Raw genomic sequence first — 22,789 nt, 5'->3', positions numbered from 1 at the left:
ATGCGCATCTGTTCCATCCTCACCAGCTTCACTTCCGGCGGTGCGGAAATGCTGGTCTGCAATCTGGCGGAAGCCTTTGCCGGGGCGGGGCATGAGGCGGCTGTCATAGCCCTCAGCGATGCGGCGCAGGTGGGCAATGCGCCCGGCACCGAAGCGGCGATGATGGGTCGGGTGCGGCGGGGCGGCGCGAAGGCCCTTTCCCTGGGCCTGGCCAATCGCAACGACTGGCTGGGCGGGGCGCTGGCGTTGCGCCGGGCGCTGCGGACGATCCAGCCGGACGTGATCCATGCCCACAGCGCCCGCGCCCTGTTTCCCATCGCGATCGCCATGCCCCGCGTGCCGGTGGTGCTGACTCATCATAATAGCCGCCTGTCCTTCCCCCCTGCGGCGTTCGCGCTCTTCAACCGCATCGTCGACAGCTATGTCGCGATCAGCGACCAGTGCGAGGCGCTGTTGCGCGGCCATGCGCGCAAGCCCATCCGCATGATCCTGAACGCGGCCAGCACCCGGTTCCAGGCGCGGGAGCCGCGCGGGGCCGCCGGACGCGATCCCATGATCCTCGCCGTCGGGACGGTGTCGGCGCAGAAGGATTATCCGACCCTGTTGCGCGCCGCGCGCCCCTTGACCGAAGCATTGGCGGCGCAGGGCCGAACCGCCCGCATCTGCATCGCAGGCGGGGGGCCGGAGTTCGACCGGCTTCGGATGGAGGCGCTGGACGCGCCGGTCGAACTGCTGGGCGCCCGCGACGATGTCGACGCGCTGATGCGGCAGGCGGATCTGTTCGTGAACTGCTCCCTCTGGGAGGGTTTTCCCATCGCGATGATCGAAGCGGCGATGAGCGGCCTGCCCATCATCGCGACGGCGGTGGCGGGCAATCGCGAAATGGTGATGCCGGGCGTCAATGGCGTGCTTGTCCCGCCATCCGACCCCGCCGCGCTGGCGCAGGCGGTCGTGGAGACGCTGAGCGACGATGCCCGCTATGCCGCGCTGTCGCGGGGCGCGCTGAAGGCCGCCCGGCGCTTTTCCATCGAAGGGTGCGCGGCGGCGCATCTCGACCTTTATCGGGAATTGGTCGACGCTCGCCGTCCACGCTTCGCCATAGCTCCTCTGGCCCGTTCGGTGTCGCCATGCGAATAGCGGTATTGACCGATATCCATGCCGCCAGCGACCCGCTGCAACTCGCGCTTACCGCTGCGCGGCGGGAGGGGTTCGACCGGATGCTGATCCTGGGCGACCTGCTGACCTATGGCGTGCAGCCGCTGGAGACGCTGGAACTGGTGCAGGGCGCGGCGGCCCGCGACGGGGCGATCCTGATCAGCGGCAATCACGATATCCTCTATCAGGGATCGCCGGCGGCGGAGGCCTATCACGCTGAACTGCCCGACTGGCTGCGCGAGAGCGTCGACTGGACCGCCGCCCATATCCCGCCCGGCTGCATGACGGCGTTCGACTGGCGGGAAAGCTGGTCGCACGGGCCGCTGTTCGCCGCCCATGCCAATCCCTTCGATTTCGGCGACTGGCGCTATATCCGTTCGGTGCAGGAGGCGGAGGAGGCGGCCGCCACGGTGGCGGCGCGGGGTTTCCTCTACGGCCTGTTCGGCCATGTGCACCGGCATCGCCGCTATGATTGCGCCGCCGCCACCATCTTCACCCTCGCCGCGCTCGGCCAGCCCCGCGACGATGGGGACCGGACGCCGAAATGGGCGATGATAGAGATTAGGGGAGAGAGTGTGACCATCGAAAGCCGCGACATCGATTTCGATCCGGAGGACCAGATGCTCGCCATCCGCGCCACCACCCTGTCCGCCGCCACGCAGGAGCGGCTCTGCCGGTTCTTCGCATGAAGATTCTGGTGACAGGCGCGGGCGCCGTCCTGGGGCAGGGCATCATCAAGTCGCTGCGGCAATCGCCTTTGGAATGCAGCGTGATCGCCGCAGATCCCAATCCGCTTTCCTCCGGCCTCTATTGGGCGGACGCGGCCTATCGCCTGCCCTTCGCCGACGACCCGGCCTTTGGCGACCGCATCCATCAGTTGCTGGACCGGGAACGGCCGGACATGGTGCTGGTCGGAACCGATGTCGAATTGTCCTGGTTCGCCGCCGAACGGCACCGGCTGGAGGCGCTGTTCGGGACGCATGTGCTGGTCAGCGATCCCCGCGTGGTTGCTATCGCCGACGACAAGCTGGAGACGGCGCGCTTCTTCGAAAGCGTCGGCCTGCCGCACCCCGCCTCGGCCGCTGGCGAAGATGAGGCGGCGGTAGAGGCGCTGATCGAAACGGTCGGATTTCCGCTGGTGGTGAAGCCGCGCATCGGCGCCCGCTCGGTCGGGGTGTCGCTGGTCCATGACCGCGCCGGACTGGCATCGGCGCTGGAGGGGCGCAGCGGGCTGGTCGTGCAGCAATGCGTGGGCGATGCCGATTGCGAATATACCGCCAGCACGCTCGTCTTCGATGGGGAAGTGCAGGCGTCCATCGTGATGCGCCGCGACCTGCGCGACGGCAACACCTACCGGGCCTATACCGGCGATTATCCGGACCTCAACGAACAGGTGCGGACGCTTGGCCGGGCGCTGCAACCCCATGGCCCCGCCAATTTCCAGTTCCGCACGGACGCCGATGGCATCCCCCGCGTGTTCGAGATCAACGCGCGCTTTTCCGGCACGACTCCGCTGCGCGCCATGGCGGGCTTCAACGAGGTGGAGATGTGCGTGCGGAAGCTGCTCCACGGCACGCCACTGGTGCAGCCGCCGATCCGGTCCGGGGTGATCCTGCGCTATCTGGACGAAATGTTCGTGCCGCAGGAACGGATCGACGCGGTGCGATGAGCGCCGTCTCGCCGCTGTTGGCCATGACCGGCGGTTCGGGCTTTGTCGGCCGCCATTTCGCGACGGCGGCGCGCCGGGCTGGCTGGCGCATCCGCCATCTCGGCCGCCGTCGGCCTGTCGGAGCGGTGGATGAATGGGCGTTTCTCGACCTGTCGGATGTGGGGGAGGTGGCGCTGACCGGCTGCGCGGCGCTGGTCCATCTTGCCGCGCACATTCCCGCCGATCATGGCGACCTGGATGAAGCGGAACGCTGCTGGCGGATCAACGCGCTCGGCACGCTGAAGCTGGTCGATGCCGCGATTCGGGCAGGCGTGGGGCGGATCATGCTGGCGAGCAGCGCCAATGCCTATGCGCCGGCTCCCGATCCGCCGGACGAGCATGCGCCGCTCTTCCCGCGCAGCCGGGGCTATTATCTGGGATCGAAGGTCGCCCAGGAAATCTATGCGTCGGAACGCTGCCGGGGGCAGGATGTGCTGCTCCAGACGTTGCGGCTGGCTTCGGTCTATGGGCCGGATCAGCGAAGCGGCGCTGTCGGCGCGATGGCGAGCGCCGCCGCAAGCGGAAGGGCGATCCGCGTCCATGGCAGCGGCGCGTTCGGGGCAGATCTGGTCCATGTCGACGATGTGGCGCAGGCGATGCTGCTGCTGTTGGCGAGCGAGGGGGCCGGGCCTTTCAATGTCGGCAGCGGGGTTCGCACGACGATTGCGGAACTGGCGCGATTGCTGTCCGGGCAGACGGGCGCGCCGGTTTTTCATGAGACTGGGGCGGATGGGGAGGATTGGGGCTTTCCGGCCCTGAATATCGATCGGTTGCGGGCATTGGGCTATCGGCCGATGCCCTTGGCCGATGGCTTGCTCATGACGTCGTAAGGGGGTGCAAGCCCCCGCCGCCGGGCGTTCGGCGCTCCCGCCCTCGCGGGAACGGGCATCGAAAACCCTTAGCTGCCGTTCGGGCCGCCGGTGTTGCTGCCGCCGCCACCGCCGCCCATGCCACCTGCGCCGACCGCGCCGATATTGCCGAAAATCTCGTCGAACAGGCTGCGATGGCGGCCCAGCGTCGGCGTCTTGTCGCCGGAGGGGGAAATTTTCGCGACCTGCTCCAGCCCCATGCGGTCCACCGCCACGACGTTGCCCGCCGCATCGAAACGGACATGCAGCACTGTCTGTGCCACCGGCTTGGGATTGGAAAAGGCCAGTGCGCGCATGTCCCGCGACACATAATACCAGTCCTGGTCGCCGAACTGCGCGACGAAGGTCGGCCGGCCCAGCGTGCCTTCCACCGATGCGCGGTTGTCGATGCCCGGCTGCACCGAATCGACCAGCAGCTTGTCGACCTGATAGCCCTGATGGGTGCGGATGCGGGTGCAGCCCGACGCGCCCAGCAGCAGCGCGCAAAGGCCCGCGCCAAGCAGGATCCGCCCGCTGCGGGATTGGCGGCTGAACTGGCGCATGAACTTCTCCTGCGGGGGCATGCCCCGGACCTTGCCGAAAAACAAAGCCGCCATTGCATCGGGCGGCTGGCCGATCAATATGGAAATGCGCGAGCCTCGGCAAGGGGCCGCCTTTCGGTTCAGCCAGGAAACTATTTCGTCATGCCCAGCATCTTCCAGCGTCTGTTCGCGCAAAGCGACCCCAAGGACGCGATGCGCACCCTCTATAACGCCGTCGTTGCGGAGGGACGCCAGCCCCATTGGTATGTGGAGGGGCAGGTTCCCGATACGATGGACGGCCGTTTCGACATGATCGTCGCCATCATGGCCCAGGCGCTGATGCGGCTGGAGGCGCTGGGCGCCGCCCAGGAAAGCGTCTGGCTGACCGAGTTGTTCGTCGACGACATGGATGGCCAGTTGCGGCAGGAAGGAATCGGCGATGTCGTCGTCGGCAAGCATATCGGCCGCATGGTGAGCGCCCTGGGGGGGCGTCTGGCGGCCTATCGCGCGGCGTTGACCGGGGAAGCGGACCTTGGCGAAGCGATTGCGCGCAATCTCCATCGCGGCGAAGCGCCGTCCGCCGATGCGCTGGCCCATGTTGAATCGCATCTGCGCGCGCGCTGGATCAGGCTTGGCTGCATCAGCCGCGACGCGCTGATGGCGGGAGACCTTGGATGAGCGCCGCTCCCGAATTTTCGCGGCCCGTGCGGATCGATCAGCTTGCCCGCCATGCGCAGCCGGTGACGATCGCCGCCGATGCCGCCGAACGCGATGCGCTGGCCAAACGCTTCCACCTGCTCGCCCTTGACCGGCTGGAGGCGGATTATGCGCTGAACGAGGAAAATGGCGCGATTTTCGCCAGGGGGCGGGTGCGGGCCGCGCTGGCCCAGCCCTGCGTCGCGACCGGCGTGGCGGTGCCTGAAAAGGTCGATACCGATTTCCTCCTGCGCTTCGTCAAGGAGGGCGCGGAGGAGCCGGAAGGCGATGAGTTGGAACTGGACGCCGATGATTGCGACACCATCGGTTATGACGGCCTGGTCATCGACATGGGCGAAGCGGTTGCCGAGACGGTGGCGCTGGCCATGACGCCCTATCCCCGCTCCCCGAAAGCGGACGCCGTTCTGCGCGAAGCGGGCGTGCTGAGCGAGGAGCAGGCCAGCCCCTTCGCCGCGCTGCTGTCGCTCAAGGACAAGAAATGAGGCTGGCGCGGGCGGTGCTGGCGGCCACCTTGTTGTGGAGCGCCATGCCCGCCTTTTCGGCCGAAACCGCCACGCTGATCGGGGAAAGACGCGCCCGCGCCGAATGGGCCAAGGCGGAAAACCGCAAATTCTGCGCGCCGCTCGCCCTTGCCCGGCCCGGCGATCCGGAGGGGACGCCTCGCGCGGCCAGCTTCGGCGGTGGCTGGGGCGTTGCCTTCGATCTGCCGGGCCTGCGCAGCGCCTATGGCTTTGCCGGAACCGGCCTGCTGCCTGAAGACAAGGCCGATGCGCGGACCCGGCGTCGCAGGCTGGCGGCCCAATGGCCCTATATGCGTGAATTGACCCGCCTGCCCGCGCCGTCCTTCGCCGGTTACGGGCAGGAAGGCGCGCAGGCCTATCCCGCCGCAGATTCGGGCGGCAAGGGGCTGCATTCCCTCGCCTATGTGCGAATCGGCGGACAGCGCTGCACCTATAATGTGTGGAGCCGGATCAGCCGCGCCCATCTGGAATGGCTGCTCGACAATCTGCGCCTGCTGCGGCGCTGAGGGCTGCCTTCCGTTCCGCCCTGTGGCATAAGCACCGCCCATGGATACCCCGCCGCGCAAGATCATCCATATCGACATGGATGCCTTTTATGCGTCGGTCGAACAGCGCGACGATCCCGCGCTGCGGGGCAAGCCGCTGGCGGTGGGCGGCGGCGGTCCGCGTGGCGTGGTCGCCACGGCCAGCTATGAAGCGCGCAAATATGGCGTCCGCTCCGCCATGCCCGGCGCCAGGGCGCGGCGGCTCTGCCCGGACCTGCTGTTCGTCCGCCCCCGGTTCGAGGTTTATCGCGCCGTGTCGGCCCAGGTGCGGGAAATATTCTCCCGCTTCACCGACATCATCCAGCCGCTCTCGCTGGACGAAGCCTATCTGGACGTCACGTCGAACAAGCCCGGCATCGCTTCGGCCACGCGCATAGCAGAGGAAATCCGCCGCATGATCCGGGAGGAAACCGGCCTCACCGCATCGGCGGGCGTCTCCTACAACAAGCTGATCGCCAAGCTGGCGTCGGACCAGAACAAGCCCGACGGCATCTGCGTCGTCCGGCCGGAGGAAGGCGCGGCCTTCATCGCGAAGATGCCGGTGCGGCGCATCCATGGCGTGGGGCCGGTCACGGCGAAGCGGATGCAGGCATTGGGTATCGAGACGGGCGCGGATCTGCGGACTCGCGATCTCGCCTTTCTCCAGCATCATTTCGGCAGTGCGGCCCAATTCTACTATCGCGCATCGCGGGGCGAGGATGACCGCCCGGTGCATGATCGGCAGGAACGCAAATCGGTGAGCGTGGAGGATACTTTCTTCGACGATCTGATGACGGAGGATGCGCTGATCGCCGAAATCGACCGGATCGCGGAGAATCTCTGGGGCCGGATCGAAAAGAGCGGCGCCTATGGCCGGACGGTCGTTCTCAAAATCAAGTTCGCCGATTTCAGGATCATCACGCGATCGAAGAGCTTCGGCGGCCCGGTGCGCTCGCCCGATATGCTGGCACAGACGGGCCGGGCGCTGCTACGGGCGCAACTGCCGCTACGCATGGGCGCGCGGCTGCTGGGCCTCGGTGTGCATAATCTGGATCATGAGGAAGATGGCGAAGAGGCGGGCGAACAGCTCCGCCTCCTGCTGTGATGGTTCAGAAGGGCAACCAGTTCCGCTTTTCGGTGAACTTCATGTAACCGGCATTGACGCCCAGCCGGTAACCGACGCCCAGCCGGATCGGGATCAGCACCACGCTGCCCCAGCGCAGATAGCTGGCGGTGAAGCCGCCCACCAGATAGGCCGTCCCTTCCGCCGCCGGGAAGCGATGATAAAGATCCTGCGAATCATACAGGTTATAGACCAGCACGAAGGTATTGGCCGCGTTGCCGCCCACGTCGAAACCGATGGACGGACCGGTCCAGTAGACTTCCCGCTTGCCCTCGACCTTGTGATTGAGCGTGCCCGAGCCATAGCGCAGGCCGACCACGAACGCGCCCGAAGCCTCCCGACCGGCGATATAGGCGTTGGGGCGGCCCTGATCCTTCAGGATTTTCTCGATGATGCCGGCCAGCCCTTCCGCGCCCTTGCCGAACACGCCTTCGGCCGCGCCGATCAGATCGTCCTGCTGGTAGGAATCGCCGGGGGCGATCGCCGCAGGGGGAGAATTGGCTGTCACCGGCGCGCCGGTTGCGGTGGAACCCGTGCTGGCGGGGGGCGGATTATAGGCCGCGCCATTGTCGGCCGGGACGCTGCTGCCCGGCTGGACGGCGGGATCGACGCCGGGATCGGTGGGGGTGCCGCCCTGTTGCGGAACGGGCGCCAGATCGGAATCGATCGCGCTGTTGGGATCGACGGTGCGCACCTGCGCCGCGACCGGCGTCAGCGCCATGCCGGCCAAGGCGACCGCCAGAGCGCCTGCCCTTGTCGCGCGGCCCGAAACCCGCCCCAAAAACCCCATCATGCCCGCTACTCCCCAAAAGGCCCGCACTTCAACCATATTTCAGATTATCGGGGAACAAGCTGAAACGACAATGAACGAACGGCGACCCGAGTCGATTCCGCGCCAGTCCGAATCCTCTTTTCGAAATAAGCGCGATTTTTCTCCGCCGCGGACCGTTGCCATGCATGAAACCCGCCGCTATAGGCCGACATCTAGCCACTGCTTACCTCATCCGGTGGGCAAATCCGTGCGGAGACGTGGGTGAGTGGCTGAAACCAGCGGTTTGCTAAACCGTCGTAGCCTTAAGGGGCTACCGAGGGTTCGAATCCCTCCGTCTCCGCCACCTTTCTTTCTTCATGCCGCCAGATTTGAGGCCATAGACCCTGGAAAAGGGGCATTGCCTGCGTGCGATTGGTCCGCATTGGGTCGCGGGGAATATGCGTCGTCGGTACGCCGCTTCCTGGCCGCGGCAATGCAAAGCGATCAACTGGCAGCCGCGTCAACGACACTCTCCGTCACGACGAATCCAGCAAGCGAATCGTGAATTTAGGCGAAAAAAGAAATGTTACATTGTGATGACATTTATTACAGCGTTGAAATTACAGAATAATTAATTTTTTTACCCACTTCAACTTCCTGGCCCGCTTTGTCATCATCATGAAATATTACGCGCTATTGTGAAAAGTTTTTATCAGGAGAGATTGGATGGTGAAGGTTTCGACGATTGTCGGTTGCGCCCTGGCCTTCGCTGTACCGGGAGTGGCATCGGCCGCTTCGAACGAGGTCGTCGTAGTAGGGGTTCCTGACGGCGGTTTGGCCGCAACATCGCTGATGGCGAAGAATTTCGAGCTCGCCGCCCGCCGTCTCAGCGCCCCTCGCCCCGACGCGGCCAATGATCCTGCCCGGCTGATCAATCTCGGCAATGCCTATGCCGGTCTCGGCCGCCTGGCCAGCGCGCGCGAGGCCTATCGGTCGGCGCGTTTTGCGCCTGACACGATGTTGGTGCTCGCGAACAGCGAAGAGGTCTCATCGCGGGTCGTCGCCCGCCGCGCGCTGAAAAGGCTGGAAGCAAGCTACGCGATGCGTTGACCGGCCACGCAGGGATTCCTTGAAAAGCAGGCGCGGTCCATCGGGGCGGCGCCTGTTTCGTCCAGGGCGTGTCCGGCGTGGACGCCCAATGTCTTCAAACTGTCATTTCAACGTCTCCGATATGTCATCAATTAGACAACGGACTGTCACCCGGCGCGCCTAGTTGCGGCGCCTGAGGGCGACAGGGGGCGTTGTCCGATTCGAGTTCCCCTTGCGCTCCGCACTTCATCTTAAGCCGGCATCAGGCCGGAGCGGAGACGACATGGCCAAGACTAACCGTTTCACCACGATCCTGATGGCAGGGGTTGCCTGCGCCGCGCTGAGCGCTTGCGGCGCCGACGATATTGCTTCGCCTGGCGAAGGCACGATCGTCCTGCCCGGCACGCCGACGCCCACGCCTGGCACCCCGACCCCGACGCCGGGTACGGGCGGCAACGTGACCGCGGCGGCCAACTGCCCCAACATCGCCGGTCCCAACCAGCTCACGAACCCGACCGCCACGCCGACCATCGCCGACAAGCGCGGCAACAGTTGGCGCGTATGTCAGTTGCCGTCGCGTTTCACCCAGACGACGACCCTGCCGAAGGTTACGGGCGTAATCTATTCGCTGCCCGGCCGTGTGGACGTGGGCACTGACCAGGGCGCCGCGAGCACCAACACCGATGTCACGCTGAACATCGACGCGGGCGTGGTCTTCTATGCCTCCACCGGCAATGCGTTCCTGGCGGTCAATCGCGGGAACAAGATCAACGCCGTCGGCACTGCTTCGGCGCCGATCATCTTCACCAGCGAAAGCAATGTGAAGGGCGACGCAACCGACCAGACCTCGCAGCAGTGGGGCGGCGTCGTGCTGCTTGGCCGCGCGAAGATCACCGATTGCCTCGCGCCTGCGGCGGCGCCCGGCACCACGGCATGCGAACGCGACACCGAAGGCGCGAGCAACGCGCTTTATGGCGGCGCCAACGACGCGGACAATTCGGGCCGCATGAGCTATGTGCAGATTCGCTATTCGGGCTTCGTGCTGTCGGGTTCCAGCGAACTGCAGGGCCTGACCCCTTCGGGCGTCGGCACCGGTACTCAGCTCGACCACATCCAGGTCCATAACAGCTCTGACGACGGCATCGAGATTTTCGGCGGGTCCGTCCACCCGCGCTATCTGGTGCTGACCGGCAATGAGGACGACAATCTCGACACCGACATCGGCTTTCGCGGCACCGTTCAATATCTGCTGAGCGTCCAGCGCGAAGGCAATAATATCGGTGACAGCTTCCTTGAAACCGACTCCAACGGCGGTTCGGCTTCGAACAATGGCGAAGACGCCTTGCCGCGCCAGTATCTGAAGGTCGCCAATTTCACCTATATCAACCGCTCGACCAACGGTTCGAACGGTTCGGCCATGCTGCTGCGCGGCGGTGCGGACTTGACGCTGGTCAACGGCCTGATCGTCAGCCCGACCCAGACCTGTCTGCGCATCGACGGCGCCACCACCGTTCGCGACGCCGACACGGCGCTGCAGGATGCCGGCAAGCCGCGCTACATCTCGGTTTCGATGCAGTGCCTGCCCGCGACGCCGTACAAGGGCAATAATGGCGTGACCGCAGCGGTCGTCCAGTCGATCTTCGAAGCCGGGCCGAACAGCACGATCAGCTACACGCCGTCGCTGACCAGCCTGTTCATCAATGGCGCGACGGAGACGGCTCGCCCCGCGACCGACCCGAAGACCATCGACGCCGCCTTCACCACCACCAACTATGTGGGCGCGGTGAAGGACAGCACGGACAACTGGTATGCCGGCTGGACCTGCAACTCGGTAACCGCAACCTTCGGCACCGGCAGCGGCAACTGCACCGACATCCCGACGACCTGATCGGCACCTGACCTCAACAGGGGCGGGGGAGCGGCAGAGACGCTTCCCCGCCTTCTTTGCAAAGATTTTTCCCAAGGGGGACAATAGCCATGTCGAAGCCGCTCAGCCTGGCTCGCCTGCTGCTCATTTCATCCGCGTTATCCGCTCCCGCGGTGATGGCGCAAACTGCAATCGATTCGGCCCCGGCCTCGGGCGTGCCGAGCGCTTCGGAAGCCGCCGACGCGCAGACCGGCAGCGTCGACGTGTCGATCCCCGGTTCGGACATCGTCGTGACGGGCCGCCGCACGAACAACATCTCGCAGGCCGCGCCGCAGGTGGTGAACGTCCTGTCCGCCGCCGACATCAAGCGCACCGGGGAGGGCGACATCGCCGGTTCGCTCCAGCGCGTCACCGGCCTGTCGGTCGCTTCGGGCGGCTTCGTCTATGTGCGCGGCCTTGGCGACCGCTATTCGCTGGCGCTGCTGAACGGTTCGCCGCTGCCGAGTCCAGAGCCGCTCAAGCGCGTCGTGCCGCTCGATATTTTCCCCACCAGCGTCATCGCGTCGACCCTGGTGCAAAAAACCTATTCGCCCAACTTCCCCGGCGAGTTCGGCGGCGGCGTTATCAACCTGACCACCAAGGCGATCCCGGTGGAGAGCTATCTGGAGTTCGGGATCGGCAGCTCCGCCAATACGGAGACGTCGGGCCAACTTGGCTATACCCATTATGGCAGCAAGTCCGACTGGACCGGCTTCGACGACGGCACGCGCGACGTGCCGCCGCTGCTGCGGCAGGCGATAGGCGGCGGCACGCCCTTCCCGAACATCGATCGCGCCGATTTGCGGGCGATCGCCATGCAGTTCCAGAACAGCAACACATCGGTCCTTCAGCGGACCAACAGCCTGCCGTTCAACTTCTCCGGATCGCTGAACGGCGGCACGGCCTTCGATATCGGCAGCGACGCGCGCGTCGGCATCATCGCCACCGCTTCCTACAGCAACAAGTGGCGCACGCGCGACAATCTGCAACAGGCCTCGCTGGATGTCGCCGCGGGCGCGGGCAAGAATTATCAGCAGATCAGCACCGACAATCAGGTGACGGTCAATGGCCTGCTGGGCGTGGGCGCTGAATGGGGCGACCAGAAGCTGCGCTGGACCAACGTCTATATCCGCGACACGCTGAAGCGCAGCGCGCTGGCGATCGGGCAGAATGACGGCCAGATCCAGGGCGCCGACTATATGGCGCAGCAGACCGGCTGGTATGAGCGCCAACTGATCGACACGCAGATGACCGGCGAATTCAAGCTGGGCGATGCCAGCCTGGACGTGCGTGGCGGCTATGCCAATTCCCAGCGGGAGGCGCCCTACGAACGCGACTTCGAATATGTTCGCACCAACAACCCGATCGACCTGGTGGGCGATCGCTTCGTCAACGCGCTGAATCGCCAGCGCGGCGATGCGGCGATCACGTTCAGCGACCTGAACGAAGACCTGTGGTCGGCCGGCTGGGATCTGAGCTATAAATTCTCGCCCGACCTTTCGGCGACGATCGGCTATGCGTTCACCGATACCAAGCGCACCTCGTCCCGCTATGAGCTGCATTTCGACGCGACCAACCTGCCGGTCGGCGCTCAGCAGATGCGGCCGGACTATCTGCTGTCGGATGCCGCGATCCTGCTCTACGACATCGGCCTGCTGGAATTTTCCGGCAACTATCCGGTCTATGATGCGGCGCTGCGGACCCATGCCGGCTATGCTCAGGTGAAGGCGTCGCTGTTCCCCGGCCTCTCCTTCGACGCGGGCGTCCGCTATGAGAAGGGGCGTCAGTCGGTCACGGGTGTCGATGTTTACAACACCGGCATCACGCCGTTCAACCAGATCCGCCAGGAGTATTGGCTGCCGGCGGCCACGATCACCCTCGAAGCGGCCAAGGGCCTGCAGTTCCGCGTCAGCGGTTCCAAGACGATCGCGCGCCCGCAGTTCCGCGAACTGATCGCCCAGCCCTTCCTCGACACCGAATCCAACCGCTTCTATCGCGGCAATCCCTTCCTGCAGGACAGTGAACTGTGGAACGGCGATATCCGTGCGGAATGGTATATGGGGCGTGACGAGCGGCTGACGGCGGCGGCCTTCTACAAGAAGATCAAGAACCCGATCGAAACCTTCACCACCATTACCGACACCTATGCGGTGACGACCAGCTTCGCCAACGCTCCCGAAGCGCAGTTGTACGGCGTCGAGTTCGAAGCGCAGAAATATATACCGCTCGACGGCTGGAACAGCGACTTCTTCCAGAGCAGGCGGATCGTATTGATCGGCAACTATACCTACACCCAGTCGGAACTGAAGGTGAGCGCCGGGGACACGACCGTCCCCTACAGCTATACGACCGGGCCGTTGCCCGCCGCGTCAGACTATTTCGTGGACGGCGCGCCGCTGACCGGCCAGTCGGACCATCTCGTCAATTTTCAGATCGGTCTGGAGGACACGGACAAGCTCTCGCAACAGACGCTGCTTGTCACCTATTCCAGCCCGCGCGTGACCAGCCGCGGTCCGAACCTGCAACCGGACATCAAGGAAAAGCCCGGCCTGACACTGGACTTCGTCGCGCGCCAGGCCGTGAAGCTGCCCGGCGGCGTCAACAGCGAGCTGAAGTTCGAGGCCCGCAACATCACCGGGCGGAAATATCAGGAGTTCCAGGAAGCAGGCGGGAACAAGGTGTTCTACAATCGCTACAAGATCGGCACGACAATCGCCGCTTCGCTGACCGTAGCCTTCTGATCGTCTTATCCGGGGAATGACCGGCCGGTCCGCCATGCGGGCCGGCCGTTTCATGGGGGCCAATGTCATTCCGCATCCGCAAGGACGGCAGGACTCGCGCCGGCGGCTAACCCCAGGCGCGTTCGCGATACCATTTGGTGATGATATATTTGACGCCGCTGCGCACCTTCATGCCGTGGTGCAGGCTGGCGTCATTATATCTGCCCGGCCCGAGGCGATTGTTCCAGGCGAGCAGCTTGCCTGTTTCCGGTTGCACCGTCTTGCCGATCTTGACGAAACGGGTGGCGCCGCCCGCGGCGGGCACGTTGAGATAAACCATCAGCGTCCATGTTCGATTGCCTGCGATCGAGCAGAAGCGCGCAAAGTCCGCGCCATGGGGATCGAAGAAATCGGTATGCGGTTTGAATTGCTGGCCGACATCGTAGCGTTGGCCCTGAATGGGTTCGCCAAAGGCGGGATCGATGCCCGCAAAGGCCGCGAGCCTGTCGTCAACTGCGGCGATCAGGGGATCGGCAGGGTCTAGGTCGCAGGTTTCGCTCGTGCGGAAGGTGGTGTCGCCATTGGCGTCGGCTATCGTGGACGGGCGGCGGATCGCGTCGATGCGGGCGATCAGTTGCGCGCACTCCGCCTCGCTGAGGAAGCCGCGCTGCATGAAAAGAACCAGGTCACGGCTGGGAACCCGCTGAACGCGCGGATGCGCGGCGATCCGCGCGGGATCGGCGTCACCGGTAGCAGCGGCGGAAAGGTTCAACATGGCAAGCCCCGGTCGAGACGCGCTCGATAGCTCGATAAACGCTAAAATGGCAAGCATCTTCGCGTCGGGATAAACGGTCATGAAAGAGGCTTATCGAACCAGGAAAAAAAGGCGGGTGGAAGAGCGGAATTGTCGCTGCGGACGCCGCGCCTATCGGCCGCTTCGCAGCGATCCCGCACGGTTTATCCTCTGAGTGTCTGATCGGAAATTAAGTTGATTGGTATCAGCAGGTTAGCTTGACGGCTTGGCCTGTCGTTGATTCAGGGGTTTCGCCAAAAACTACCGTGGATTCAACGATGTGGACTGATACCACTCGCGCCCTTCATGCGCGAAGCGGGCTGACTTTGCCAAGTGATATGACCGATGCCGAGTGGGCGGTTCTGGAGCCACTGCTGCCACCCGCGTCGCATGTTGGGCGACCTCGCAAATGACCGAGCGGCGGGATCATCTCGACTATCTGCAACGCCGTTTCTCACGGTTTGTGCGCAATCTCGTCGTTCTGCGGGGAGGCTGTCGGCGACCGAACGCAAGGCTTCGCAAGCCGCGTTGCGCGTATCGGACGATGAGGAGCGTCTGATTCTGGCAACCGGACGTTACATCGGAGAGGGATTTGACGACCAGCGGCTCGACACGCTTTTCCTGACGATGCCCATCTCATGGAAAGGCACTTTGGCTCAATATGTCGAACGACTGCACCGTCAGCATGCCGGCAAGACGGAAGTTCTCGTTGTCGATTATGTCGACGAAACGGTTCCGATGCTGGCCCGTATGGCGGCAAAGCGGCGAACCGGATATCGAGCACTCGGTTATACGATCGAATAATATAGATCTTGGGTGAACGACCAAGGCACGCATCGCAACCTTGCAAATCCGGAATCACGTTCCGCAAATGCGGGGATGATCGGAGGCGTTTCCTGCTGATTTTTGAGTGATACCCACGCCGATGCCCTGGCAATTTTTTGGGCCCAAGTTCGAGTCCCTTTAGGCCGTAGAAATGCCTTTCCGCCGGGCGATTCGACTTGCGGCCGTGGTGCCTCGGCAAGAGCTCGAAGAGATGGTGCGGGGCGATTAGCGGGATCAATTGCCGCAAGGCATGCGTTCAAATACAGCCTGCCATGAACGAGAAGGTTGGTCCGTCTTCGGCAGGAGCACAGAGAATCTTGCCACCAAACTTGTCGCTGTCTGCCATCGGCAGGGGTTGTCGTGCTCAATCTCCGGTTGAAGGCTTCCAGGTTGACGTATCGCTGCCGTTCACAAGGATCGGCCAAAGGATCGGCCAAATTTAGTTATGCATTGAGCAAAACATAAGATATTCGGCGATTATTCCACCTCAGATGATCGGCCAAAGCATGAATTCAGAGGCGCCTGACACGATAGAGCCCGCGCGTATAGACGCACCCGATGGCGAACTTCCCGACCTTATCGCCGAGGTGGCCGCAAAGGGCGAGGCGCTGGGGCAAAAACTGCATCCGCGAACGGCGGAAAATCTCGCCGGTTTGGTGCGCATCATGAACACCTACTACAGCAACCTCATAGAGGGTCATAATACGCGGCCGCGCGACATCGAACGCGCCTTGGCCCGGATCGATGAGGAAGATGAGAAGCGCGATCTTCTTATCGAGGCGGTCGCTCATGTTCGCCTTCAGGCTCGGATCGATGCGCTGGCTTCCGCAGGGTGCCTGCCCGACCCGGCGGCTCCCGATTTCCTGCGGCAACTCCACCATGATTTCTATGAGGGGGCGACCAAAGAGATGCTGGCCATCAAGGGCCGGGGCCGATCCTTTCAGATGATCCCCGGGGAGTGGCGCAAGGGCGAGGAGCAGGACGTCGAGATTGGCCGCCATCTTCCGCCGCCGAGTGACCGCGTTCCCGATTTCATGAACTACTTTTACCGGCGATTTGCCTTTGAACCCACTGACAACCTGTTGCTGGCTGTCGGCCCCGGGAAGGGCAAACGCATTCTCGCGATGGCGACGGCGCATCACCGCTTCAACTACATTCACCCGTTTCCGGATGGCAACGGGCGCGTCAGTCGCTTGATGAGCCATGCAATGGCACACAAAGCCGGGATCGGAGCGCGTGGTCTTTGGTCGATATCGCGCGGGCTCGCCCGCGGATTGTCGGACGGTCCCGAGGGCCGGTTGGAATACAAGCAGCACATGGCGTGGGCCGATGAACAGCGACAGGGTGATCGCGACGGCAGGGGCAACCTGTCACTCAAGGGGCTCAGCGTATTCGCTACATGGTTCCTCAAGGTTACCCTCGACCAGCTCGAATTCATGACGCAACTGTTCGACCTCGATACGCTCGCCAAGCGCATCGAGCGCTTGGTTACGCGGCAAGAAAAATTCGCTCCGGAGGCCGTTTACCTGCTCCTTGAGGCACTTCGGCGCGGTGAGTTCGAGCGTGGGGAAGCGGCGCGTCTTACCGGTATGCCGGAGCGAAGTGCGCGCAGAGTGCTCAAGGACCTGACTGAAGCGGGCCTGCTCGCATCTTCGACCGAGAAAGGGCCCGTCTCGCTGCGCTTTCCAAGTCATACCCTGGAGACGCTGTTTCCGAAACTGTATCCTGATGCAATGGTTTAGGAGGGCGGGAAATGACGGCAGGATCGGCCAAGGGATCGGCCAAATCATTCTGTCGTCGTGCGTAATAGACGATATTACTTGATTTTTTCAAAGATCAAAAGCGGCCAGATGAGCGTTCGCCCGGCAAAATTCCGATTCTCTTCCTCAAGAATCGCGGCATTCAACGCGGCTTGACGTAAACACCGTGGAGCTTTCCCTGTTCACACCGCAACAGCGGACGCTGTGCGACCGGCAGAACCCAACACTCTCAAATAGCGCTCGATTTCCTTCGGATCGCCAGTCGCCTTGGCGGGATTGTCGGACAGCTTCACCGCCGGGCGGCCGTTGGCCGATGTCACTTTGCACACCGCGCAGTTGCGCGGAGCCAGGCCGACATTGGATTTCTGTGCCTTCTGCCAACGTCAAAGCGTCCTCTACATCAACTCCGAGATATCGGACCGTGCTTTCAATTTTCGTGTGTCCAAGCAGAAGCTTGACCGCCCGGAGATTCCTGGTCGCCTTATAGATCAAACTGAACCGGCCGCCCGGTCTTTAATTCTGCAGTCAAAGGACGCGGGCAAAACCTGCGACGCCGCGGGCTGGTGGCAACTGTGAAGCTGGCTTTGCCGCTGGCGGCAATACAGGGTTACCCTCGCTGCCAAAGATCGCCTCTATATTGCGGACACACAGCGCTACGTTGTCGTCTGCCAGCATATACCAAACCAGTTTGGCTTCCTTGCGCGTCTGGACGAGATCCGCGCGGCGCAATTCGGCCAATTGCTGGCTCAGCGCGGGCTGGCCGATGCCGGTGACATCCGCGATCTCGCCCACATTGCGTTCGCCGCGCAGCAGGCAGGACAGGATCATTAGCCGCTGCGGCTGGGCGAAAATCTTGATCTTTTCGGCGGCAACAGTGGCGGCTTCGCGATTCTCATGAAGCGCGCTCATGGCTGAAACTCCAGCCGACAGAACCAGTCGGATGCTGCGTCGGCGCTTTCTGCGGCAGGCAGCAGTGTGGGTTGACCCGGTACCCATCCTTCAGGTGTCAGGCTGCTCCCGCCATCGACCCGTTGCAGCGCGTGCAGCAGGCGGAGCATCTCCTCGACCGACCGGCCGACATTATGGGGATAGGCGGTCGTGGCTCGGACGACGCCCTGCGGGTCGATGAAGAAGGTCGAACGCATGGTCATGCTGTTGGTCGCATCCTCATCAATCATGCCATAGGCACGGCCCACGGCCATGCTGGGATCTTCGATGATCGGGAAGCCGACCTGCACGTCGAACAGATCGTTCAGCGCCCGAACCCAGGCGATATGGGCGTAGAGGCTGTCCACTGACAGGCCGACCAACCGGCAGTTGAGCGCGTCAAAATCCGCCTGCCGCCGCGAAAGGGCCGCGAATTCAGTGCTGCATACCGGTGTGAAGTCAGCCGGATGGGAAAAGAAAATCACCCAATGGCCGCGCAGCGCTGACAGCTGAAAATCGCCCATGGTGGAACGCGCCCGAAAATCAGGCGCTGGGGAGCCGATACGGAGCGGGGTCGAGCGGGCGGTCGTAATCTCGTTCATGGCGCTGTCCTGCAATCGTCAGAGGAATGTGGCAAGCCCTTGACGGTTGAAAATTATATAAATACATGATACATGTAAATATGAAATCAAAGGAAAGTCGCGTGGCCGACCCTGCACTTGAGAAAGCGTATGTCCAAGTCTCTGTCGCCAGGAGCGGCGTACCCGTCGTCAAGGCTTTCTTCGACGCACCGACCTTCACCGTGACCTATGTGGTGCATGATGCGGAAACCCGTCGCGCCGCGGTGATCGACAGCGTGCTGACCTATGACCCCGCCGCCGGTCGCACCGGGCATGAAGCAGCCGATCCCGTCATCGCCTATGTGGAAGAGCAGGGGCTGAGTGTCGACTGGCACCTGGAAACCCACGCCCATGCGGATCATCTGTCGGCTGCACCCCATCTTCAGCAGAAGCTGGGCGGAAAGATCGCGATCGGCGCGCATATCTGTGAGGTGCAGCAGACCTTCGGCACGCTGTTCAACGCAGGCCCAGATTTTCAGCGCGACGGATCGGACTTCGACCATCTCTGGGCTGATGGCGACCAGTTCATGATCGGCACTCTGGCCGTGACGGTGCTGCACGTGCCGGGCCATACTCCCGCCTGCGTCGCTTATGTCATCGGAGACGCGGTGTTCGTGGGCGACACTATGTTCATGCCAGATTATGGCACGGCCCGCGCCGACTTCCCCGGCGGCGACGCGCGCACCCTGTTCCGGTCGCTCCGCCGACTACTGGAATTGCCGTCCGAAACCCGGTTGTTCCTATGCCACGACTATCTGCCTGAAGGGCGCGATCATTATGTCTGGGAAACCACGGTCGCAGAGCAGCGCCGTGCCAACATCCATGCTCATGACGGGGTGAGCGAGGATGATTTCGTCGCCATGCGCGAGGCGCGCGACGCCACGCTGGCGATGCCGCGGCTGATCCTGCCGTCGGTGCAGGTCAATATGCGCGCGGGCCATATGCCGCCGCCCGACGACAATGGCGTCACCTACCTTAAGATTCCGGTCAACCAGCTATGATCCCCGACTTTCCAGAGGTGCAGCCGGTTGCAGGCCTCATCGGTGGGCTGATGATCGGGCTGGCGGCGGCGATCATGCTGTTGGGGCTGGGGCGGATCGCGGGGGTTAGCGGGCTTACAGCGCGGGCCACCGGCCTGTCGACAAGTGGCACGCCGCGCGGCGTGGCGATAGCGTTCGTCGTCGGACTGCCATTGGGCGCGTTCCTGGTGGCGCTGCTGGCAGGCGGTGTTCCCGCGACCTTTCCCGCTCCCGGACTGATGATCGGCGCTGGCCTGATCGTTGGCTATGGCACCCGGCTGGGATCGGGGTGCACCAGCGGCCATGGCGTGTGCGGCCTGTCGCGCCTGTCGCCCCGCTCGATCATGGCGACGGCCTTGTTCATAGGCAGCGGTTTTGCGACCGTGGCGCTGATGCGCCTGACCGGAATGGTTTGATGCGGATCATGATCGCCTTATTGTCGGGTGTGCTGTTCGGTGCCGGACTTGCCATTTCGGGCATGGCTGATCCTATGCGGGTGCGTGCCTTCCTTGACCTGCTGGGGACATGGGACCCGACGCTCGCCTTCGTCATGGGCGGGGCGATCATCCCGATGGCGCTGGCCTGGGTAGCGCAGAAACGGCTTGATCAACCCCTTGCCGGCAGTGATTTCGCCTTGCCCGAAACGCGCGCGATTGATGGCAGGCTGGCGGTGGGCGCTATCCTGTTCGGCGTTGGCTGGGGCATTGGCGGGCTATGCCCCGGTCCCGCGATTGCCAGCCTTGCGCTGTCCCCGGCGGCCGTCGCGCCCTTCGTGCTCGCCATGCTGGGCGGCATGGCGATCCATCGCTTCACCACTCAATCATAACCGGCTCCGTGCCGGACCGAGAAGGTTCATCATGGCCATCAAGCAACTGACCCCGACGCTGAGTGTCACCGCGCAGCTCATGCCAGCCGATGTGGCGCAAGCAGGGGCGGCAGGCTTTCGTGCGATCCTCTGCAACCGGCCTGATGGCGAAGGCGCGGAGCAGCCGACGGCGGCCCAGATTGGCGCAGCGGCGCGTGCCGCGGGACTTGGCTTTGCCTATGTCCCGGCGGTGGCAAGGTCGCTAACCGATGCCGATGCCACCGCCATGCGTGTGGCGCTCGACAGCCTGCCGGGTCCGGTACTCGCTTATTGTCGGTCAGGTGCGCGGGCGGAACAGCTTGCGAAGATGGCAGGGGCATTGAACAGCAAGGATGCCGCCCATTATGATATTCTGATCGTTGGCGGTGGCAGCGCCGGTATCGCCACCGCCGCCAGCATCCTCAAGCGGCGGCGTAATATCCGCCTCGCGATTATCGAACCCAGTGACGCGCATTATTACCAGCCCGGCTGGACCATGGTTGGCGCAGGCGTGTTCGAGAGCCGCTTAACCCGGCGGGGCGAGGCCGGGCTGATCCCGCGCGGCGCTGAATGGATCAAGGCGTCGGCAAGCGCCTTCCTGCCCGACGACAAGATCGTGATGCTCGATGACGGCCGACGGATCGGCTATGGCGTTCTGGTCGTATGTCCTGGCATCGCGCTGGACTGGAACGCCATCCCCGGCCTGTCCGACGCATTGGGGCACGATGGGGTGACGTCCAACTATCTCTATGACCTGGCCCCCTATACCAACCGGCTGGTCAAGCAGTTCAAGGGCGGTCGCGTACTGTTCACCCAGCCGCCCATGCCGATCAAATGCGCGGGCGCGCCGCAAAAGGCGATGTATCTGTCCTGCCACCGCTGGGAAAAATCCGGCGTGCTGGCGCAGAGCGTTGTGCAGTTTCATACTGCCGGAGCTGTACTGTTCGGCGTCCCGGCCTATGTCCCGGCACTGATGGACTATGTCGATCGCTATGGCATCCATCTCAACTTCGGATCGAAGCTGGTCGAGATCGACGGCGCTGCCAAGACCGCAATTTTCGAGCAGGCAGATGGCAACGGGGTGAAGCGCGTCGCAGAGCGGTTCGACATGATTCATGTCGTGCCGCCGCAGGTCGCGCCCGACTTCATCCGCGCCAGCCCGCTGGCTGCGGCGTCGGGCTTTGTCGAGGTGGACGAAGCCACGCTGCGGCATCCGCTCTATCCCGACATTTTCGCGCTAGGCGACGCCTGTTCGACCTCCAATGCCAAGACGATGGCGGCTGCGCGCAAGCAGGCTCCCATCGTGGCGATCAACGCGCTGGCGGCACTGGAAGGCCAGCCGCCGGTCGCGACCTATGACGGCTATGGCAGCTGCCCGCTAACGGTTGAGGCGGGCAAGATCGTGCTGGCCGAGTTCGGCTATGGAGGAAGGTTGATGCCCAGCTTCCCCAACTGGCTGATCGACGGCACCCGGCCTTCACGCCTGTCCTGGTTGCTCAAGGATACGATCCTCCCGCCAATCTATTGGCACGGGATGCTCAAGGGGCGGGAGTGGATGGTCAAGCCGCAGATGATCGACGCGCGGCCATGATGACGGCCGCACAATATCTGCTGGGTGGCGTGTCCGGCGGGCTTGTCGGCTTCGTACTCGGCCTGGTCGGCGGGGGTGGTTCCATTCTTGCCGTGCCGTTGATGGTCTATCTCGTCGGCGTACCCAACGCCCATGTCGCCATCGGCACCAGTGCGCTCGCGGTCGCGGCCAATGCAGCGGCGGGTCTGGCGAGCCATGCCCGCGCCCATCATGTCAAATGGCGCTGCGGTGGCATCTATGCCGCAGCGGGCATCGTTGGCGCGCTGGCTGGATCGAGCTTCGGCAAAATGGTCGATGGCGACAAATTGCTGGCGCTGTTTGCACTGGTGATGCTGCTGGTCGGCGCGCTGATGTTGAGGGGGCGCGGCAATCCAGGCAATCCGGGGGCTGAGTGCAATCGGGAGAAAGCGCCCAAGGTCGTCGCCTATGGGTTGGGATCGGGATTATTCTCCGGTTTTTTCGGCATCGGTGGCGGCTTCCTGATCGTGCCGGGCCTGGTCGCTTCGACGGGCATGCCGATACTCATGGCGGTCGGGACCTCGCTGGTCGCGGTGACTGCATTCGGCCTGACGACCGCAGCGAACTATGCCTTCTCCGGGCTGATCGACTGGCCGCTGGCTGCGGTGTTCGTCGTCGGCGGCATCGCGGGCAGCGTCGGCGGCACGCGGCTGGCAGAGACAATGGGCGGAAAGACCGGCCGGTTGACCACCTTGTTCGCCATGCTGATCTTCGTCGTCGCGCTCTACATGCTCTGGCGCAGCGCCGCTGCCTTTCTGCCCGGCATGACAATCTGACCAATCCCGCTC

23 protein-coding genes, 1 tRNA gene and 3 pseudogenes are annotated in these 22,789 nt (G+C 63.7%); 20 read left to right on the top strand and 7 right to left on the bottom strand.

Annotated elements, in window-relative coordinates; translation table 11 throughout:
* From NUH86_RS13655 to NUH86_RS13640, 4 genes are read left to right on the top strand one after another with little or no spacing between them, the layout of a single operon-like run.
* The gene (locus NUH86_RS13655; RefSeq protein WP_267250001.1) at positions 1-1,137 is read left to right on the top strand and encodes a glycosyltransferase family 4 protein; all 1,137 of its coding nucleotides are present in this window, start codon (positions 1-3) and stop codon (positions 1,135-1,137) included.
* A gap of 5 nt (positions 1,138-1,142) precedes the next feature.
* Positions 1,143-1,844 carry a metallophosphoesterase family protein gene (locus NUH86_RS13650; protein WP_267250000.1) on the top strand — a complete coding sequence of 234 codons (702 nt, stop codon included), beginning with the start codon at positions 1,143-1,145 and terminating at the stop codon, positions 1,842-1,844.
* Complete coding sequence (locus tag NUH86_RS13645) at positions 1,841-2,824, top strand: ATP-grasp domain-containing protein (protein WP_267249999.1); 984 nt, start codon at positions 1,841-1,843, stop codon at positions 2,822-2,824. Before NUH86_RS13650 ends, NUH86_RS13645 begins: the two co-directional genes overlap by 4 nt.
* The gene (locus NUH86_RS13640; protein WP_267249998.1) at positions 2,821-3,693 is read left to right on the top strand and encodes an NAD-dependent epimerase/dehydratase family protein; all 873 of its coding nucleotides are present in this window, start codon (positions 2,821-2,823) and stop codon (positions 3,691-3,693) included. The genes NUH86_RS13645 and NUH86_RS13640 overlap by 4 nt, the downstream gene beginning before the upstream one ends.
* Positions 3,694-3,761: 68 nt before the next feature.
* Here the strand turns inward: NUH86_RS13640 and NUH86_RS13635 are convergent, their stop codons facing one another.
* Positions 3,762-4,328: an outer membrane protein assembly factor BamE gene (locus tag NUH86_RS13635; protein ID WP_267249997.1), complete on the bottom strand. Its 567-nt coding sequence runs from the start codon at positions 4,326-4,328 to the stop codon at positions 3,762-3,764.
* Between the two features lie 87 nt (positions 4,329-4,415).
* Here NUH86_RS13635 and NUH86_RS13630 point away from each other — a divergent pair, with 87 nt between their 5' ends.
* Genes NUH86_RS13630 through dinB form a run of 4 tightly spaced genes read left to right on the top strand, consistent with a single transcriptional unit; the run spans position 4,416 to position 7,120 of the window.
* Positions 4,416-4,931 carry a ubiquinol-cytochrome C chaperone family protein gene (locus NUH86_RS13630; RefSeq protein WP_267249996.1) on the top strand — a complete coding sequence of 172 codons (516 nt, stop codon included), beginning with the start codon at positions 4,416-4,418 and terminating at the stop codon, positions 4,929-4,931.
* Positions 4,928-5,452, top strand: a complete 525-nt coding sequence (locus tag NUH86_RS13625; protein ID WP_267249995.1) for a YceD family protein — start codon at positions 4,928-4,930, stop codon at positions 5,450-5,452. The genes NUH86_RS13630 and NUH86_RS13625 overlap by 4 nt, the downstream gene beginning before the upstream one ends.
* The gene (locus NUH86_RS13620; RefSeq protein WP_267249994.1) at positions 5,449-5,997 is read left to right on the top strand and encodes a hypothetical protein; all 549 of its coding nucleotides are present in this window, start codon (positions 5,449-5,451) and stop codon (positions 5,995-5,997) included. The genes NUH86_RS13625 and NUH86_RS13620 overlap by 4 nt, the downstream gene beginning before the upstream one ends.
* A gap of 40 nt (positions 5,998-6,037) precedes the next feature.
* Positions 6,038-7,120: a DNA polymerase IV gene (gene dinB, locus NUH86_RS13615; protein ID WP_267249993.1), complete on the top strand. Its 1,083-nt coding sequence runs from the start codon at positions 6,038-6,040 to the stop codon at positions 7,118-7,120.
* Between the two features lie 4 nt (positions 7,121-7,124).
* Here dinB and NUH86_RS13610 read toward each other — a convergent pair whose 3' ends face one another.
* Complete coding sequence (locus NUH86_RS13610) at positions 7,125-7,931, bottom strand: DUF1134 domain-containing protein (protein WP_267249992.1); 807 nt, start codon at positions 7,929-7,931, stop codon at positions 7,125-7,127.
* A 230-nt stretch (positions 7,932-8,161) separates the two neighbouring features.
* Here NUH86_RS13610 and NUH86_RS13605 point away from each other — a divergent pair.
* From NUH86_RS13605 to NUH86_RS13590, 4 genes are all read left to right on the top strand, one after another.
* A tRNA-Ser gene (locus NUH86_RS13605) sits at positions 8,162-8,253 on the top strand.
* 362 nt (positions 8,254-8,615) lie between these two features.
* Positions 8,616-8,999, top strand: a complete 384-nt coding sequence (locus tag NUH86_RS13600) for a tetratricopeptide repeat protein (RefSeq protein ID WP_267249991.1) — start codon at positions 8,616-8,618, stop codon at positions 8,997-8,999.
* Positions 9,000-9,261: 262 nt separating this feature from the next.
* The gene (locus NUH86_RS13595) at positions 9,262-10,866 is read left to right on the top strand and encodes a hypothetical protein (RefSeq protein WP_267249990.1); all 1,605 of its coding nucleotides are present in this window, start codon (positions 9,262-9,264) and stop codon (positions 10,864-10,866) included.
* An 89-nt stretch (positions 10,867-10,955) separates the two neighbouring features.
* Positions 10,956-13,625 (top strand): TonB-dependent receptor domain-containing protein, encoded by a 2,670-nt coding sequence (locus NUH86_RS13590; RefSeq protein ID WP_267249989.1) that lies wholly within the window; start codon positions 10,956-10,958, stop codon positions 13,623-13,625.
* A 106-nt stretch (positions 13,626-13,731) separates the two neighbouring features.
* Here the strand turns inward: NUH86_RS13590 and NUH86_RS13585 are convergent, their stop codons facing one another.
* On the bottom strand, positions 13,732-14,379 hold the full coding sequence (locus NUH86_RS13585; RefSeq protein WP_267249988.1) for a prolyl hydroxylase family protein: 648 nt from the start codon (positions 14,377-14,379) through the stop codon (positions 13,732-13,734).
* A gap of 296 nt (positions 14,380-14,675) precedes the next feature.
* Here NUH86_RS13585 and NUH86_RS13580 point away from each other — a divergent pair.
* The 3 genes and pseudogenes from NUH86_RS13580 to NUH86_RS13570 all read left to right on the top strand — a co-directional run.
* Positions 14,676-14,807 (top strand): annotated as a pseudogene (locus NUH86_RS13580) (IS5/IS1182 family transposase); the annotation flags it as partial.
* Positions 14,788-15,201, top strand: coding sequence for a hypothetical protein (locus NUH86_RS13575; protein WP_267249987.1), 414 nt, complete (start codon positions 14,788-14,790; stop codon positions 15,199-15,201). The pseudogene NUH86_RS13580 and the gene NUH86_RS13575, both read left to right, overlap by 20 nt.
* Before the next feature lie 512 nt (positions 15,202-15,713).
* Entirely contained in the window at positions 15,714-16,964 is a 1,251-nt protein-coding gene (locus NUH86_RS13570) for a Fic family protein (protein WP_267249986.1), read from the top strand.
* A gap of 200 nt (positions 16,965-17,164) precedes the next feature.
* Here NUH86_RS13570 and NUH86_RS13565 read toward each other — a convergent pair.
* The 4 genes and pseudogenes from NUH86_RS13565 to NUH86_RS13550 form a co-directional block, all read right to left on the bottom strand.
* Positions 17,165-17,311: pseudogene (locus NUH86_RS13565) on the bottom strand (nicotinate phosphoribosyltransferase); the annotation flags it as partial.
* Positions 17,312-17,342: 31 nt separating this feature from the next.
* Positions 17,343-17,477 (bottom strand): annotated as a pseudogene (locus tag NUH86_RS13560) (integrase); the annotation flags it as partial.
* Positions 17,478-17,507: 30 nt separating this feature from the next.
* Positions 17,508-17,891 carry an ArsR/SmtB family transcription factor gene (locus NUH86_RS13555; RefSeq protein WP_267249985.1) on the bottom strand — a complete coding sequence of 128 codons (384 nt, stop codon included), beginning with the start codon at positions 17,889-17,891 and terminating at the stop codon, positions 17,508-17,510.
* Positions 17,888-18,511, bottom strand: coding sequence for a peroxiredoxin (locus NUH86_RS13550; RefSeq protein ID WP_267249984.1), 624 nt, complete (start codon positions 18,509-18,511; stop codon positions 17,888-17,890). The genes NUH86_RS13555 and NUH86_RS13550 overlap by 4 nt, the downstream gene beginning before the upstream one ends.
* Before the next feature lie 101 nt (positions 18,512-18,612).
* Between NUH86_RS13550 and NUH86_RS13545 the strand changes: the two genes are divergently transcribed.
* From NUH86_RS13545 to NUH86_RS13525, 5 genes are read left to right on the top strand one after another with little or no spacing between them, the layout of a single operon-like run.
* The gene (locus NUH86_RS13545; protein ID WP_267249983.1) at positions 18,613-19,530 is read left to right on the top strand and encodes an MBL fold metallo-hydrolase; all 918 of its coding nucleotides are present in this window, start codon (positions 18,613-18,615) and stop codon (positions 19,528-19,530) included.
* Positions 19,527-19,964 carry a YeeE/YedE family protein gene (locus tag NUH86_RS13540; protein WP_267249982.1) on the top strand — a complete coding sequence of 146 codons (438 nt, stop codon included), beginning with the start codon at positions 19,527-19,529 and terminating at the stop codon, positions 19,962-19,964. The genes NUH86_RS13545 and NUH86_RS13540 overlap by 4 nt, the downstream gene beginning before the upstream one ends.
* Entirely contained in the window at positions 19,964-20,374 is a 411-nt protein-coding gene (locus tag NUH86_RS13535; RefSeq protein ID WP_267249981.1) for a DUF6691 family protein, read from the top strand. The genes NUH86_RS13540 and NUH86_RS13535 overlap by 1 nt, the downstream gene beginning before the upstream one ends.
* A 31-nt stretch (positions 20,375-20,405) precedes the next feature.
* Entirely contained in the window at positions 20,406-21,983 is a 1,578-nt protein-coding gene (locus NUH86_RS13530; protein ID WP_267249980.1) for a bifunctional protein tyrosine phosphatase family protein/NAD(P)/FAD-dependent oxidoreductase, read from the top strand.
* On the top strand, positions 21,980-22,777 hold the full coding sequence (locus tag NUH86_RS13525; RefSeq protein WP_267249979.1) for a sulfite exporter TauE/SafE family protein: 798 nt from the start codon (positions 21,980-21,982) through the stop codon (positions 22,775-22,777). The genes NUH86_RS13530 and NUH86_RS13525 overlap by 4 nt, the downstream gene beginning before the upstream one ends.
* Positions 22,778-22,789 lie beyond the last annotated feature (12 nt).

The organism is Sphingobium sp. JS3065 (assembly GCF_026427355.1).
Taxonomy (GTDB): domain Bacteria; phylum Pseudomonadota; class Alphaproteobacteria; order Sphingomonadales; family Sphingomonadaceae; genus Sphingobium.
The sequence above is the reverse complement of the archived record's forward strand: the minus strand, read 5'-3'. Positions and strand labels throughout refer to the sequence as shown.